Genomic DNA, 15,242 nt, shown 5'->3' on the forward strand with positions numbered 1-15,242 from the left:
GGCCTTAAGCTGCTTGATTTGCAAACAAGCGTAATAGGCTATCGACATCAATCGCCCGCGATTTAACTAACCAGAAATGGCCGACATATTGGCTGAAATGATTCAGCACTTCTTGTCCCCAAGGGCTGTGCGTTTTTTCAACATAGTCTTTCAGCAGCGATTTCAGATAGTGACGGTATTCTTCGGTGTTTTCAGTGTCAACACGAATCGCTTCAACCATTTCGGTATTCAGGCGGTCAGGCAAGGTGCGGTTCATATCAAGTATAAACGCCATACCACCGGACATGCCTGCACCAAAGTTAACCCCAACATCACCCAAGCTGACAACAACACCGCCGGTCATGTATTCACAACCGTGGTCGCCCAGTCCTTCAACGACGGCGGTAGCGCCCGAGTTCCGCACGGCAAAACGTTCACCACCCGTGCCGTGAGCAAATAATTTACCGCCGGTTGCGCCGTATAAACAGGTGTTGCCGACAATCGGTGTGTTTTTAGGATCAAACACATAGCCTTTTGGCGGGGTAACGACGATTTCGCCACCGGCCATGCCTTTACCAACATAGTCATTGGCATCGCCTTCTAGGTGAAGATTTAAGCCATCGACGTTAAACACACCAAACGACTGACCTGCAATGCCGGTGAGTTTTAGCGTAATGGGGGCGGATTTCATGCCGTTATTGCCGTAGCGTTGGGCAATCTCGCCCGCGACTCTTGCACCAATAGAGCGCCCAGTGTTGACAAGATGGAAGTTGAAAATCCCACCGGTTTTATTTTCAATGGCCGGTAAGACTTGTTCGACCATTTGTTCTGCAATTTCGCCCTTGTCCCAAGGGTTGTTGCGTTTAACCTGAACGGTCTGAGGTTTGTCAGCCGGCACGCCACCATCGGAAATAATCGGTGTTAAGTCGAGATTGCGCTGTTTATCGGTGAGCGGGTTGTCGATCACTTTCAACAAATCAACACGGCCAACCAATTCGCCTAATGAGCGAACACCAAGTTTTGCCATCCATTCACGGGTTTCTTCAGCTACAAACTCAAAATAGTTCATCACCATTTCGGGTAAGCCAATAAAATGTTCCTTACGTAAACGCTCGTCTTGGGTTGCTACGCCAACAGCGCAGGTGTTCAAATGGCAGATGCGCAGATATTTACAGCCTAGGGCAATCATCGGGGCGGTGCCAAAACCAAAGGATTCTGCGCCCAAGATGGCCGATTTGATCACGTCAAGACCGGTTTTTAAGCCACCGTCTGCTTGAACCACAACTTGACCACGCAGGTCATTAGCGCGTAAAACCTGATGCGTTTCTGCCAGACCCATTTCAAATGGATTGCCAGCATACTTAACAGAGGTGATAGGGCTGGCACCTGTGCCACCGTCATAACCTGAAATAGTGATCAGGTCAGCATAGGCTTTAGCCACACCTGCGGCGATGGTACCGACGCCCGGTTCGGCCACTAACTTTACTGAAATCAATGCATTGGGGTTGACTTGTTTTAAGTCATAAATCAACTGTGCCAAGTCCTCAATCGAGTAGATGTCATGGTGTGGGGGCGGTGAAATCAAGGTCACACCCGGTACAGAATGACGCAATTTAGCAATGGTTAAATCAACCTTATGGCCGGGTAACTGGCCACCTTCTCCAGGCTTCGCGCCTTGCGCTACCTTGATCTGTAGTACTTCAGCATTACGCAGATAGTGTGCGGTAACGCCAAAACGCCCTGAAGCAATTTGCTTGATTTTCGACATTTTTTCGGTGCCGTAACGTGAAGGATCTTCGGCACCTTCGCCCGAGTTTGAGCGTGCGCCTAAACGGTTCATCGCAATGGCCAAGGCTTCGTGCGCTTCAGGTGATAACGCACCGAGTGAGATTCCCGCGCTATCAAAGCGTTTGTAGATGTCGGTCAGCGGCTCAACTTCATCAATCGAAATCGGCTGGATATCCTCACGGAAGCCAATCATGTCGCGAATAGTCATCGCTGGGCGATTGTTGACTAGGTCAGCAAAGGTGTTATAAAAACGTTTGTCGCCGGTTTGAACGGCCTTGCGAAGGTTTTCAACGACGTCTGGATTGTAGGCATGGTATTCGCCGCCATGGACGTATTTCAATAAACCACCCTGTTCAATCGTTTTACGTGGGTTAAAGGCGGCTTTAGATAAACGTTTTTGATCATCTTCTAGGTGTCTAAAACAACTGCCTTCAATGCGGTTAGCGGTGCCCGGGAAGCAGAGTTTCACGACCTCTGAACTTAAGCCGACCGCTTCAAATAATTGTGAACCACGGTAAGACGGCAGCGTTGAAATTCCCATTTTCGACATGATCTTATAAAGACCTTTATTGATGCCTTTGCGGTAGTTTTTAATATATTTGCTGACCGGCGTGGCAGGGTCGAGTTCGCGGGTGCGTTGCATATCTTGGAGTGTTTCGTAGGCAAGATAGGGATATACCGCTGTAGCGCCGTAGCCAAACAACACCGCAAAATGATGCGGGTCGCGTGCCGTAGCCGTTTCAATGATTAAGTTGGCTTCGGTACGTAAACCTTGGCGAATTAAGTGGTGGTGTACCGCACCGGTTGCCATTGCAGCGGGAATGGTAACTAGGCCTGGTTGAATGTTAAGGTCACTCAGGATTAGCAAGGATTTTCCTGAAGCCGTGGCTTGTGCGGCCTGTTCACAGACGTGCGTAATGGCGGTTTTTAAATCTAACGCACCGGCATCATAGTGCAGGCTGACAACCTGATGTTGATAGTCTGCATCCTTTAACTCAAGCAACTGTGCCATCATTGAAGGGCTTAGGATGGGGGATTGAACCTCTAAGCGACGTGCGTGTTCTGGCCCTTCTTCAAACATATTAAGTTCGCGGCCAAAACAGGTGTTCAGCGACATGACAATGGCTTCACGTAATGGGTCGATTGGTGGGTTGGTGACCTGTGCAAACATTTGACGGAAATAATCAAACACCGAACGTGGTTTATGTGAAAACACCGGTAGTGGGGCATCATCACCCATCGAGCCAACGGCCTCTTGCGACGATTCGGCTAATACACGAATAATCTGATCACGCTCTTCAAAAGTGACTTGATAGTATTTTTGATAGGTGTCAGCCAGTTTGCTGTCCCAGCCGCGGGTGGACTCTTCACGATCAAACTGCTCTTCAAGGCGCATGTAACCTTGATCCATCCATTGACGGTAGGGTTTAGCGTTTTTAAGTGTGTTATCAATCTCTTCTGGCTTGATAAGTGTGCCGTTCTCCAGATCAACAGCGATCACTTGACCGGGTTTTAAACGGCCTTTTTCTACCACGTCTTCAGGCGCGTAGTTGTAAACCCCAATTTCTGAGGCGAAGGTGATATGACGGTCTTTGGTAATCACATAGCGTGTTGGACGTAAACCGTTACGATCAACGCCACAAATTGCATATTTACCGGTGTTAATAACCATGCCCGCCGGACCATCCCAAGGTTCCATGTGCATCGAGTTATATTCTAGGAAGGCTTTCAGGTCGGCATCCATATGGGGTACGTTTTGCCAAGCCGGTGGAATAAGTAAACGCAAGGCCTGGAATACCGACATATCGCCCATCATTAAAACTTCAAGCATATTGTCGAGGCTGTTTGAGTCAGAACCATCCTGTGCGACCAGCGGCTTAAGTTCAGCTAAATCTGGTAAAAGCGGTGTTTCAAATTTTTTCTGGCGAGCCAGCGCCCAGTTACGGTTGCCGCGAATGGTATTAAGCTCGCCGTTGTGAGCTAGGAAGCGGAAGGGTTGCGCCAAACGCCATTGGGGCATGGTATTGGTTGAAAAGCGCTGGTGATAAGAAATCGACGATGACGCAAACGCTGGGTTTCGTAGATCAAGATAAAACTGATCTAGTTCTTTTGGCATCACCAAGCCTTTGTAGGATAACAGTTGGCTGTTGAGTGAGGCGATATAAAAGGTTTTGTCATTGGACTCAATCGCCATTTCGGTTTTTCGGCGTGCGCTAAATAGCTTGCGGTTAAACTCTGCTTCATCCATTCCATTAGGGGCATTGATAAAAACTTGTTCGATGACCGGTTCCATTGAAGCGGCTTGTTCGCCCAGTACATCAGACTTAACGGGTACAGCACGCCAGCCTGCAATTGGTAATCCACGCTGCGATAGCTCATTTTCTAAGGTGGTTTTTGCATGACTAGCGAGGGAGGTATCTTGATTTAGGAAGATCATGCCAGCGGCATAAATAGGAGAGAGGGTTAAGCCTAGTTTCTGTGCTTCAGCCTGTAAAAACCTATCGGGTTTTTTGATTAATAAACCACAACCATCTCCAGTGCAGCAATCGGCTGCAACACCACCACGGTGTGTCATGTTTGATAAAGATTGAATGGCGGTTTGCACAAGCCAGTGACTTGGTTTGTCGTCCATATTGGCGATAAGCCCAAAGCCACAATTCTCTTTCTCAAAGTCTGGAGAGTAAAGGCCTTTTAGGGTGTTGAGTGAATTCATGTCTAACGGTTCCTTATTTTTCTGGGGTTGCGGGTCTCTATAGATAGCCTTAATTAACTCACAATTTTATGCGCCCAGTGCGCTTGTTTTTTAAATTTTATGCCATTTTTAACGTCTAGGAGATGAAAAAAAGGGGTGGTGATACTACAGTTAATCAAATAGCTTGTCAATAGGGGTTGGCTTTTTTCTACCCCAAGAGTCAAAACTAGACTTCGATTTTGCTTGGATTTAAGAATTTAAGTCATTATGTATTATAATTATTAGCAAGCCCCAAAAATATGGGGTTTTTTTATAACTAAATTAAGCATGCTTTTTATTACGAGCCTGCGAGGAAGGTATTGCTATGACTCAAAAGTTAGAAGATAGTTTGGGTTTAATCTATCAAGAAGTATTAAAAAGAAATCCAGGGGAGCCGGAGTTTCATCAGGCAGCTCTTGAAGTGTTTGAAAGCTTGAATCCGGTGATGGCTAAGCACCCGGAAATCGCTAAGAAAAAAATCTTGCAACGCATTTGTGAGCCGGAGCGTCAGATTATTTTCCGTGTGCCTTGGGTTGATGACCGTGGTGAGGTTCAGGTCAATCGTGGTTTTCGTGTTGGATTTAATAGTGCATTGGGGCCTTATAAGGGCGGAATTCGCTTTCATCCTTCGGTGAATTTGAGTGTGATCAAGTTTTTGGGTTTTGAACAGATTTTTAAAAACGCTTTAACCGGTTTGCCGATTGGTGGTGGCAAGGGTGGTAGTGATTTCGATCCAAAAGGCCGCTCGGACAATGAAATTATGCGTTTTTGCCAAAGCTTTATGACTGAGCTTTATCGTCATATCGGCGAGTATACCGATGTGCCAGCGGGCGATATTGGTGTGGGTGCGCGTGAAATTGGTTATATGTTTGGTCAATACAAGCGCATTACAAACCGTTACGAGTCTGGTGTGTTTACCGGTAAAGGTATCGCTTGGGGCGGCTCTTTGGCACGCAAAGAAGCGACAGGTTATGGGACGGTGTTCTTTGCGCAAGAAATGCTGAAAGCGCGTGGCGATAGCCTAGATGGTAAGACAGTGATTGTGTCCGGTTCGGGGAACGTGGCGATCTACGCAATTGAAAAAGCCATGACCTATGGTGCTAAAGTCATTGCTTGCTCAGATTCAAGTGGTTATATCGTTGACGAACAAGGATTGGATTTAGATTTGATCAAGCGCCTTAAAGAGGTTGAATATGCACGCATTGAGAAGTACGCAGAACAAGTGAAGCATGCTAAGTTCTATAAAGAAGGTTCGATTTGGTCAGTGCCCTGTGATGTTGCCTTGCCTTGTGCAACACAGAATGAGTTGAATGCCAAGGATGCAGAAATGCTAGTAAAAAATGGTTGCAAAACGGTTGCAGAGGGGGCAAATATGCCTTGTACACCGGATGCGATTCGTATTTTGCAATCGGCTAAAACGTCTTATGGTCCTGGTAAGGCGGCCAATGCTGGCGGCGTAGCGACCAGTGCGCTTGAAATGCAGCAAAACGCCAGTCGTGATTCCTGGACGCATGATTATACCGAGGCGCGATTAAAAGATATTATGATTAATATTCATAAAACCTGTTTTGAAACAGCCGCGGAATATGGTTGTCCGGGTGACTATGTCATGGGAGCGAATATTGCCGGTTTCTTGCGTGTTAGCAAGGCGATGGATGCGATGGGTGTGATTTAAAACCCTTTATTTATAGTTCAGATTAGAGCCAGGCCTGGTTGATTGTGTTTTGACCAGGCCTGGTTTTTTTATTCCGCTTTTAGCAGGCTAATTCCTGTCATTTCCGGAGGTTGTTCTAATCCCATCATGTCAAACAGTGTCGGAACTACGTCCGGCAAGCTGCCATTTTCACGTAAGCTCGCTGCTTTATGACCAATGTAAATCAAGGGTACGGGGTTGGTGGTGTGAGCCGTAAGCGGGCTGTTGGTGCTTTCATCCCAAAGCTGTTCAACATTGCCGTGGTCAGCGGTGATAATTAGTTCACCATCGGCTTGGTTTAGTGCGCTTACAATTCTACCAACGGCTGTATCAACGGCTTCAACGGCTTTGATGCAAGCGTCCATATTGCCAGAATGCCCGACCATGTCTGGATTGGCTAGGTTGCAAATAAACGTGTCGTAATGACCGGACGCAATCGCTTCAACGAGTTTGTCGGCCACTTCTTCTACGCTCATTTCTGGTTGCAGGTCATAGGTGGCTACCTTGGGTGAAGGGATTAATATTCTGTCCTCTCCTTTATAGGGCGCCTCGATGCCACCATTAAAGAAAAAGGTGACATGTGCGTATTTTTCGGTTTCTGCAATACGAAGTTGATTTAAGTCGTGTTTAGAGACCCATTCACCATAGGTGTTAATGAGCTTGGTTGGACGGAAAGCAACAGGTACGTTGAAGTTTTTATTGTATTCGGTCAAGGTTACAAATTCACTTAATATGGGTGAGCTTTGGCGGTGGAACTCGGCAAAATCGTTTTCGATAAAAGCACGGGTTAGTTGGCGCGCACGATCAGAGCGGTAGTTCATAAAGATAACGGTATCACCGTCTTTGATTTTTACCTTCTTGCCGCTTTTACGTAAGATCGCGGTGGCTTGAACGAACTCGTCTGTTTCACCACGCTCGTAGGCTTCATTTATGGCTTGTTTTGCACTCTTGCAAGTAAAAGCTGCTTGGCCTGCGGTAATAACCTCGTAGGCCTGTTGCACTCGATCCCAACGATTGTCACGATCAAGCGCAAAATAACGTCCGGTGATTGAGGCAATGCGACCGCCACCAATCGTCTTCATGTGCGCTTCAATGTCTTTAATGTAACCTAATGCACTCTGTGGTGCTGTGTCGCGACCATCGGTAAAAACATGTAGATGCGTTTTTGCACCACGTTGAACCGCTAGCGTTAGCGCTGCCTTAATATGTTCAATGTGTGAGTGAACGCCACCATCAGACAAAAGGCCCATAATGTGTACAGCGCGTCCGCGTGATGTAGCTTTATCAATCGCATGAGTAAATACGCTATTATCGAAAAAGTTGCCTTCGTCAATCGCTTTTTGAATTCTAGTGAGTTCTTGGTAAACCACGCGACCAGCACCCAAGTTTAAGTGACCGACTTCTGAGTTTCCCATTTGACCATCGGGAAGCCCAACATTTAGGCCTGATGTGTTGATGAAAGTGTTGGGGTGTTGGGCGATGAGTTGGTCCCATACGGGGGTATGGGCTTGCGCAATCGCATTGTTTTCTGGGTTAGGGTTGTGTCCCCAGCCGTCTAGAATAATGAGTCCTACAGGACGATGTTTGGGGGTCAGGGTTTTGCTCATAATGAATACATCCGCTAAAAAAGTAAAAATTCAATTCATTGTAGCGAGTTTCACTGTTAAAATCACTAGGTTTGATTTATTAATCGCGTTAGGAAGGGTGTATGTTTTTAGAATTTATGAAGCAGGAGTTTTTGCTTTTTATTGCATTGGGCGTTGTAGCCTTGATGTTGTTATATAGCTATGTTGGTGATAGATTTTTAGGTTATCAGCAACTGTCTCCAGAGGAGGCTACGCGTTTTTATAACCAGGGAGCGCTGGTAATTGATGTGCGCTCTGATGCTGAGTATAAAACTGGCTTTATTGGTGAAGCGCGACACATTCCTGTCGGGGATTTAAAGGCCAAAATATCAAGTCTTTCCAGTTTCAAAGATAAGGGTGTGTTGGTTTATTGTCAATCTGGTGCTCGATCGGCTGGAGCCGCGAATACGCTTGTTAAAGAGGGCTTTACTAACGTAGCGAATCTTCGGGGCGGAATTTTGTCATGGAAAATGGCTGGATTACCTGTCAATCAACCCGTATCTCGTAAAGCACGTCGCAAAGGTAAGTGACTATGGCAGAGATTATCGTGTACCTAAACAAAACTTGCCCCTATTGCACCCGTGCTAAAAGTTTGTTGGATAGGCGTGGCTTGGCGTTTCAAGCGATTGATGTTACTGGTTCAGACGCGCTGTGGAGAGAAATGGAGCAGCGTTCTGGGCGTTCTACCATTCCTCAGGTTTTTATTAATAATACCCATGTTGGTGGTTTTGATGAGTTGAATGCGGCTGATAAAAGCGGCAAGCTTGATAAATTATTAAATAGTTAGAGAATAGATATGTCAGAGCAGCAAGAAAAAAAGTTTTTAATTCGTAAAGTTTATACTAAGAATATATCATTTGAAGCACCGAATTCACCGCAAATTTTTACCCAAGAGTTTGAGCCTAAGATGGATGTGAATTTGAATGTTGAGAGTTCAAAGCTTGAAGACACAGCTTATCATGCATTAATTCGTTTAACGGTTACCGTTAACGTTGGCGATAAGGTTGCTTTTTTGTGTGAAGTTGAACAGGCAGGTATTTTTGTGATGACCGGCTTCTCAGAGGCGGAGTTGGGCTATATGTTGGGTAGTCAGTGTCCTAATGTTTTGTTTCCTTTTGCGCGTGAAGCCGTTTCAGACTTGGTAGTGCGTGGGGGTTTCCCTCAATTATTGGTCGATCCTGTTAATTTTGATGCGCTTTATGCCAACCATATGCAGCAGCGTCAGCAGCAGGATGAAAGCTCAAATCAACCCCAGGGCGAAATCGGTTAATATTTATGACGCGTATTGCGGTTTTGGGTGCGGGGGCTTGGGGAACGGCCTTAGCCATTCATCTGGCTAAAGCCGGTCAATCGGTTTGTTTGTGGGCGCACAGTGCGACCCATGCGGAGCAAATTAGTTTGCAAAACCAAAACCAGCGGTATTTGCCGGGCATTGATTTACCACCAGGCCTGGTGGTGACTTCAGATTTGGCGTATGCGCTTGATACAGCTGAAGGTGTATTATTTGTGGTACCTAGCGATGCGTTTGCTACGGTTTTGGCAAAAGTTAAAGACCTATGTCACGCTTCGCCGCCGCATTATTTAGCCTCGGCTACCAAAGGGTTTGAACCACAAAAGCAACGTTTATTGCATCAAGTGGTGATGGATGAATGGGGGGGGGGGACGTCTATGGCAGTGTTGTCGGGGCCTACTTTTGCAGATGAAGTGGCAAAGGGGCTGCCCACAGCGATGGTGAGCGCCTCTCCAGATACAAAGCAAGCTGAGTTTTGGGCTGATGCGTTTCATTATCAAAACTTTCGTGTTTATACCCAGGCCGATATTGCCGGTGTTGAGGTAGGTGGTGCGTATAAAAACATCATGGCGATTGCGACCGGTGTGAGTGATGGTTTAAACTTGGGAGCCAATGCCCGTGCGGCCTTAATTTCTCGCGGCATGGTGGAAATGATGCGTTTTGCCAGTTTGTATCAGGCGCAGCCTGAAACCCTGATGGGCTTGGCGGGTTTAGGTGATTTGGTGTTGACCTGTACGGATGATTTATCGCGCAATCGTCGTTTTGGACTGATGTTAGCGCGTTCAGGTAAGTCAGCGGCAGAGGTGCAAAAAGATATCGGTCAAGTGGTTGAGGGTGTGAAAGCCGTTAAGGTGGTCAAAGCGCTGGCGGATCAGTATCGGTTAGACCTGCCAATCATGGAGCAGGTTTATTGTTTGGTAACCCAGCAGATAACGCCCAAACAAGCGGTGCAGCAACTGCTTTCACGCTCCTCAAAGTCTGAGCAAGCGATTTAAAATGACCTTAGTTTAACCAGGCCTGGTTAAACTAAGGGGTTTTTAGAAAGTTAGTTAAGCGGTTTGAAGTCAAGTTGTCGCCAGGCCTCATAAGCCATCACCGAAACGGCATTCGCTAGATTCATGCTACGTGCATCGGCCACCATTGGGATGCGCAAGCGTTGGTCTTCTGGGAGGCTATTTCTAACTGCTTCAGGCAGCCCACGGCTTTCTGGGCCAAATAGAAAAGCATCACCCATTTCGTAGCTAGGCTCGTGGTAATGGCGTTTTGCTTTAGTCGTTAGTGCAAAAACCCGGTTGGGTTGAATGCGCTCAATGCAGGCTTGTAGGTTTTCGTGTTGGTAAACATTCGCTAGTTCGTGGTAGTCAAGCCCTGCGCGGCGAACGCGTTTTTCGCTCAGGTCAAAAGCAAAAGGCTGAATCAGATGAAGCTGTGCCCCCATGTTGGCGCTCAGTCGAATTAAGGCGCCCGTGTTTTGTGGGATTTCGGGTTCGTATAAAATAATATGTAACATAGGTTTAAGGTGTCGTTGTGATTGATCTATCCGTTAATATTTGCGGTATTACCTGCAATTCACCGATTGCCATGGCATCCGGTAATGCGGGCTATGGTTTGGAGTATGCCGCTGTGTCTGGTTTTAGTAATCAAGATGTCGGTGCTGTCTTTCTAAAGGGCACGACGCTTGAACCTAAATTGGGTAATAAGCCTGATCGTGTTTGGGAGAGTCCAAATGGACTGCTCAATTCAATCGGTTTACAAAATCCAGGTGTGGATTATGTGGTAAACCAACTGCTTCCGCAACTGGATTATGATCAAACACGTTTTTTTGCGAACGTATCCGGTTCATCGTTGGAAGAGTATGCTGAAGTTTGTCGCCGTTTTGATCAAACCGCCTTGGCGGGTTTGGAAATCAATATTTCCTGTCCGAATGTTAAAAAGGGTGGCGCCACGTTTGGGAATGATCCAGATATGGCGGCTAAGGTCGTTGAGGCCTGTCGCGCCAGTACCTCTAAGCCACTTATCGTTAAGCTTTCGCCGAATCAAACCGATATTGCACTGGGTGCGCAGCGAGTTATTGATGCGGGTGCGGATGCCTTGTCGGCAATTAATACTCTGATGGGAATGTCGATTAATATTGATAGCTGGCGACCTGATTTGGGTAATAATCAAGGTGGCTTATCGGGACCAGCGATTAAGCCGGTGGCTTTGCTAAAGGTTCATCAGGTGTATCAAGTGGCTAAAAAATACGATATTCCTATTATCGGTTTAGGCGGGATTACCTGCGCTGAGGATGTGATTGAGTTCTTGCTTGCGGGTGCATCGATGGTGGCCGTCGGCACTGCGCTGGCAAAAGACCCTTTACTGATCAAAAAGATGAATAAACAAATTTCGCGTTACCTAGAGAAACGTGGCCTGCAATCAGTGGCTCAACTTACCGGTAAGCTAGAATTAAATACAGATACCGTGTTGTGCGGTTAGGTTTGGAAAAATAAAGATGTTAAGTATTGAAGAGCAATTAGCCATTATTAAGCGTGGCGCTGAGGAAATTTTAGTTGAAGCCGAGTTGATCGAGAAGTTAAAGCAAAACCGTCCTTTAATTATTAAGGCAGGGTTTGACCCTACAGCTCCCGATTTGCATATAGGGCATACTGTATTAATAAATAAGTTAAAACAGTTTCAAGATCTGGGGCATGAGGTGCAATTTCTGATCGGTGACTTTACGGCGATGATTGGTGACCCAACCGGTAAGAGTGCAACCCGCCCGCCTTTGTCAGCGGAAAAAATCGCTGAAAACGCTAAGACCTATCAAGATCAAGTTTTTAAAATCTTGGACCCGGCAAAAACGAAGGTTGTATTCAATTCCGCTTGGTTTAATGCTTTAACCGCAGCAGAGATGATTAAACTGGCTGCCACCTCAACTGTGGCGCGCATGCTGGAGCGAAACGATTTTGATGAGCGCTACCGCTCCGGTACACCTATTGCTATCCATGAGTTTTTGTACCCGTTGGTTCAGGGTTATGATTCAGTGATGATGGAGGCGGATATCGAATTGGGCGGCACAGATCAAAAATTTAACCTCTTAATGGGCCGACAACTTCAGCAGTATTTTGGCAAAAAGCCACAAGTTACACTAACCATGCCGATTCTGGAAGGGCTGGATGGTGTACAGAAAATGTCAAAGTCACTGAATAACTATATCGGTATTCAGGATGAACCGAATGATATGTTCGGCAAGGTGATGTCAGTATCTGATGAGTTAATGTGGCGTTATTTTGAGTTATTGAGCTTTGAAAGTCTGGAGACGATTGCCGGCTATAAAGACGCAGTAAGTCAAGGTGAGAATCCACGTAACATTAAAGTTAAGTTAGCGCTTGAATTGGTAGCCCGCTTTCACTCTGTGCAGGCTGCCAATAGTGCGCTAGAAGATTTTGAAACCCGTTTTTCAAAAAATGCTATTCCGGATGAGATGCCATTATTTAATTTTCAAGGTGAAATGGCTTTAGCCAATCTTTTAAAAGAGGCAGGCCTGGTAGCCACCACTTCAGAGGCGCATCGTATGATTAAGCAAGGTGCCGTGAAGTTAAATGGTGAGAAACTGCAGGATGGCCGTGCTCTATACAGTGATCTGGATGAAGCGGTATTCCAGGTTGGAAAAAGAAAGTTTGCAAAAGTCACACTTGTTTAAACCTGTTGTGTGGACAAGTGTGTGGGTAACCTGTCGCTAAGCTGGGTATAAAGACAGTTTATTAAAAAGTTTGGTTTTTTTATGAAATACCGCTTGCGCTGAGAAGGATAGTCTGTAGAATACGCCTCACTTCGCAAGCAATGCTTGAAGAAGGCGAAACAAAGCGGAATGGGAAGAAAATAAATTGAAGAAATTGTTTGACACCTGTTTCGAAGCTCGTTAAAATAGCGGGCTTACTTGATGCGAATGGTATTAAGTTCACGAATAAAGTAGTTCTTTAAAAAACAGGTAATTCAGAGATAATTTATGTGGAAGTGCTTAGGTGTGCGGAAGCAAAAATTAACTCGAAACGACAAATGTAAGTATAGGTAGAAGCAATTCTTCCATGTTAACTTTGTCAATTCCGAGTGTTTAAAAATGTTCAAGATTAAACTGAAGAGTTTGATCCTGGCTCAGAATGAACGCTGGCGGCAGGCCTAACACATGCAAGTCGAACGGTAACAGAAGAGCTTGCTCTTGCTGACGAGTGGCGGACGGGTGAGTAATGCATAGGAATCTGCCCTCTAGTTGGGGATACCGTAGGGAAACTTACGTTAATACCGAATAGTCTCTAAGGAGTAAAGGTGGCCTCTACTTGTAAGCTATCGCTAGAGGATGAGCCTATGTTAGATTAGCTAGTTGGTGAGGTAATGGCTCACCAAGGCGACGATCTATAGCTGGTTTGAGAGGATGATCAGCCACACTGGGACTGAGACACGGCCCAGACTCCTACGGGAGGCAGCAGTGGGGAATATTGGACAATGGGCGCAAGCCTGATCCAGCCATGCCGCGTGTGTGAAGAAGGCCCGAGGGTTGTAAAGCACTTTTAGCGAGGAGGAAAGGATGTAGATTAATACCCTGCATCTGTGACGTTACTCGCAGAAAAAGCACCGGCTAACTCTGTGCCAGCAGCCGCGGTAATACAGAGGGTGCAAGCGTTATTCGGAATTACTGGGCGTAAAGCGCGCGTAGGCGGATTGTTAAGTCAGTTGTGAAAGCCCTGGGCTCAACCTAGGAACGGCGATTGAAACTGGCAATCTAGAGTTTAGTAGAGGGAAGGGGAATTTCTGGAGTAGCAGTGAAATGCGTAGATATCAGAAGGAACATCAGTGGCGAAGGCGCCTTCCTGGACTAAAACTGACGCTGAGGTGCGAAAGCGTGGGGAGCAAACGGGATTAGATACCCCGGTAGTCCACGCCCTAAACGATGTCAACTAGCTGTTGGTCTTATTAAAAAGATTAGTAGCGCAGCTAACGCGATAAGTTGACCGCCTGGGGAGTACGGTCGCAAGATTAAAACTCAAAGGAATTGACGGGGGCCCGCACAAGCGGTGGAGCATGTGGTTTAATTCGATGCAACGCGAAGAACCTTACCATCCCTTGACATCCACAGAACTTTCCAGAGATGGATTGGTGCCTTCGGGAGCTGTGAGACAGGTGCTGCATGGCTGTCGTCAGCTCGTGTCGTGAGATGTTGGGTTAAGTCCCGCAACGAGCGCAACCCCTATCATTAGTTGCTACCATTTAGTTGAGAACTCTAATGAGACTGCCGGTGATAAACCGGAGGAAGGCGGGGACGACGTCAAGTCATCATGGCCCTTATGGGATGGGCTACACACGTGCTACAATGGTCGGTACAAACAGTTGCGAAGCCGCGAGGTGGTGCTAATCTGAAAAAACCGATCGTAGTCCGGATTGGAGTCTGCAACTCGACTCCATGAAGTCGGAATCGCTAGTAATCGCAAATCAGAATGTTGCGGTGAATACGTTCCCGGGCCTTGTACACACCGCCCGTCACACCATGGGAGTGGGTTGCACCAGAAGTAGCTAGTCTAACCTTCGGGAGGACGGTTACCACGGTGTGATTCATGACTGGGGTGAAGTCGTAACAAGGTAGCCCTATCGGAAGGTGGGGCTGGATCACCTCCTTTAAGAAAAAGCCAAAGCCACCTTAGCGCTTTCACATAAATTGTCTCTGAATTACCCAATAGCCTGGGGCTATAGCTCAGCTGGGAGAGCGCCTGCCTTGCACGCAGGAGGTCTGCGGTTCGATCCCGCATAGCTCCACCAATTTTACAGGTCGGTGCAGTGCACAAGGCAGGCCTAACAAATTGGGTCTGTAGCTCAGTTGGTTAGAGCGCACCCCTGATAAGGGTGAGGTCGGTGGTTCGAATCCACCCAGACCCACCAATAACAACCGCTCATGTGGTTTTCGTTAAATACTGGTCAAGCGCGTTTTGTGCAAGCTAGTGATTAACCAAGAAGATATGAGTGGTTCTTATTGCCAAAAAAAGAAGGGAATGATAGTATTCCGCTTCTCGGTAGTAACCGAAGTTCTTTAAAAATTAGGAAGTAATCTCTGCAAAGAGAATGAATAAAATTGATGAGATTTTATTCATAACAATTCAATCGAAT

At 46.5% G+C, this 15,242-nt stretch carries 10 protein-coding genes, 2 tRNA genes and 1 rRNA gene; 10 read left to right on the forward strand and 3 right to left on the reverse strand.

Going from position 1 to position 15,242, the window contains the following annotated elements; genetic code table 11:
* Positions 1 to 4 precede the first annotated feature (4 nt).
* Positions 5 to 4,480, reverse strand: coding sequence for a glutamate synthase large subunit (gene gltB / locus JX580_RS01070; protein WP_248850965.1), 4,476 nt, complete (start codon positions 4,478 to 4,480; stop codon positions 5 to 7).
* 343 nt (positions 4,481 to 4,823) lie between these two features.
* On the opposite strand from gltB, the gene gdhA reads away from it, so the two are divergent.
* Positions 4,824 to 6,173: an NADP-specific glutamate dehydrogenase gene (gene gdhA, locus JX580_RS01075; RefSeq protein WP_248850966.1), complete on the forward strand. Its 1,350-nt coding sequence runs from the start codon at positions 4,824 to 4,826 to the stop codon at positions 6,171 to 6,173.
* A gap of 68 nt (positions 6,174 to 6,241) precedes the next feature.
* Here gdhA and gpmI read toward each other — a convergent pair whose 3' ends face one another.
* On the reverse strand, positions 6,242 to 7,798 hold the full coding sequence (gpmI, locus tag JX580_RS01080; RefSeq protein ID WP_248850967.1) for a 2,3-bisphosphoglycerate-independent phosphoglycerate mutase: 1,557 nt from the start codon (positions 7,796 to 7,798) through the stop codon (positions 6,242 to 6,244).
* Positions 7,799 to 7,899: 101 nt separating this feature from the next.
* Between gpmI and JX580_RS01085 the strand changes: the two genes are divergently transcribed.
* The 4 genes from JX580_RS01085 to JX580_RS01100 are packed head-to-tail and all read left to right on the forward strand — an operon-like array spanning position 7,900 to position 10,102.
* Positions 7,900 to 8,346 carry a rhodanese-like domain-containing protein gene (locus JX580_RS01085; RefSeq protein WP_248850968.1) on the forward strand — a complete coding sequence of 149 codons (447 nt, stop codon included), beginning with the start codon at positions 7,900 to 7,902 and terminating at the stop codon, positions 8,344 to 8,346.
* Between the two features lie 2 nt (positions 8,347 to 8,348).
* Positions 8,349 to 8,603, forward strand: coding sequence for a glutaredoxin 3 (grxC, locus tag JX580_RS01090; protein ID WP_248850969.1), 255 nt, complete (start codon positions 8,349 to 8,351; stop codon positions 8,601 to 8,603).
* Positions 8,604 to 8,612: 9 nt separating this feature from the next.
* On the forward strand, positions 8,613 to 9,086 hold the full coding sequence (secB, locus tag JX580_RS01095; protein WP_248850970.1) for a protein-export chaperone SecB: 474 nt from the start codon (positions 8,613 to 8,615) through the stop codon (positions 9,084 to 9,086).
* A gap of 5 nt (positions 9,087 to 9,091) precedes the next feature.
* On the forward strand, positions 9,092 to 10,102 hold the full coding sequence (locus JX580_RS01100; protein WP_248850971.1) for an NAD(P)H-dependent glycerol-3-phosphate dehydrogenase: 1,011 nt from the start codon (positions 9,092 to 9,094) through the stop codon (positions 10,100 to 10,102).
* A 50-nt stretch (positions 10,103 to 10,152) separates the two neighbouring features.
* On the opposite strand, the gene JX580_RS01105 is transcribed toward JX580_RS01100, so the two are convergent.
* On the reverse strand, positions 10,153 to 10,617 hold the full coding sequence (locus JX580_RS01105; RefSeq protein WP_248850972.1) for a tRNA (cytidine(34)-2'-O)-methyltransferase: 465 nt from the start codon (positions 10,615 to 10,617) through the stop codon (positions 10,153 to 10,155).
* Between the two features lie 17 nt (positions 10,618 to 10,634).
* Between JX580_RS01105 and JX580_RS01110 the strand changes: the two genes are divergently transcribed.
* The 5 genes from JX580_RS01110 (at position 10,635) to JX580_RS01130 (ending at position 15,017) form a co-directional block, all read left to right on the forward strand.
* Complete coding sequence (locus tag JX580_RS01110) at positions 10,635 to 11,582, forward strand: dihydroorotate dehydrogenase (protein WP_248850973.1); 948 nt, start codon at positions 10,635 to 10,637, stop codon at positions 11,580 to 11,582.
* 16 nt (positions 11,583 to 11,598) lie between these two features.
* A complete protein-coding gene (tyrS, locus tag JX580_RS01115) occupies positions 11,599 to 12,789 on the forward strand; it encodes a tyrosine--tRNA ligase (RefSeq protein ID WP_248850974.1) in 1,191 nt (396 codons plus the stop codon).
* Positions 12,790 to 13,218: 429 nt separating this feature from the next.
* Positions 13,219 to 14,758: ribosomal RNA gene (locus tag JX580_RS01120) — 16S ribosomal RNA — on the forward strand.
* A gap of 63 nt (positions 14,759 to 14,821) precedes the next feature.
* Positions 14,822 to 14,897: transfer RNA gene (locus JX580_RS01125), tRNA-Ala, on the forward strand.
* 43 nt (positions 14,898 to 14,940) lie between these two features.
* Positions 14,941 to 15,017, forward strand: a tRNA-Ile gene (locus JX580_RS01130).
* The last annotated feature ends 225 nt before the right edge of the window (positions 15,018 to 15,242 follow it).

The organism is Thiomicrospira microaerophila (assembly GCF_023278225.1).
In the GTDB taxonomy this organism is placed as follows: domain Bacteria; phylum Pseudomonadota; class Gammaproteobacteria; order Thiomicrospirales; family Thiomicrospiraceae; genus Thiomicrospira; species Thiomicrospira microaerophila_A.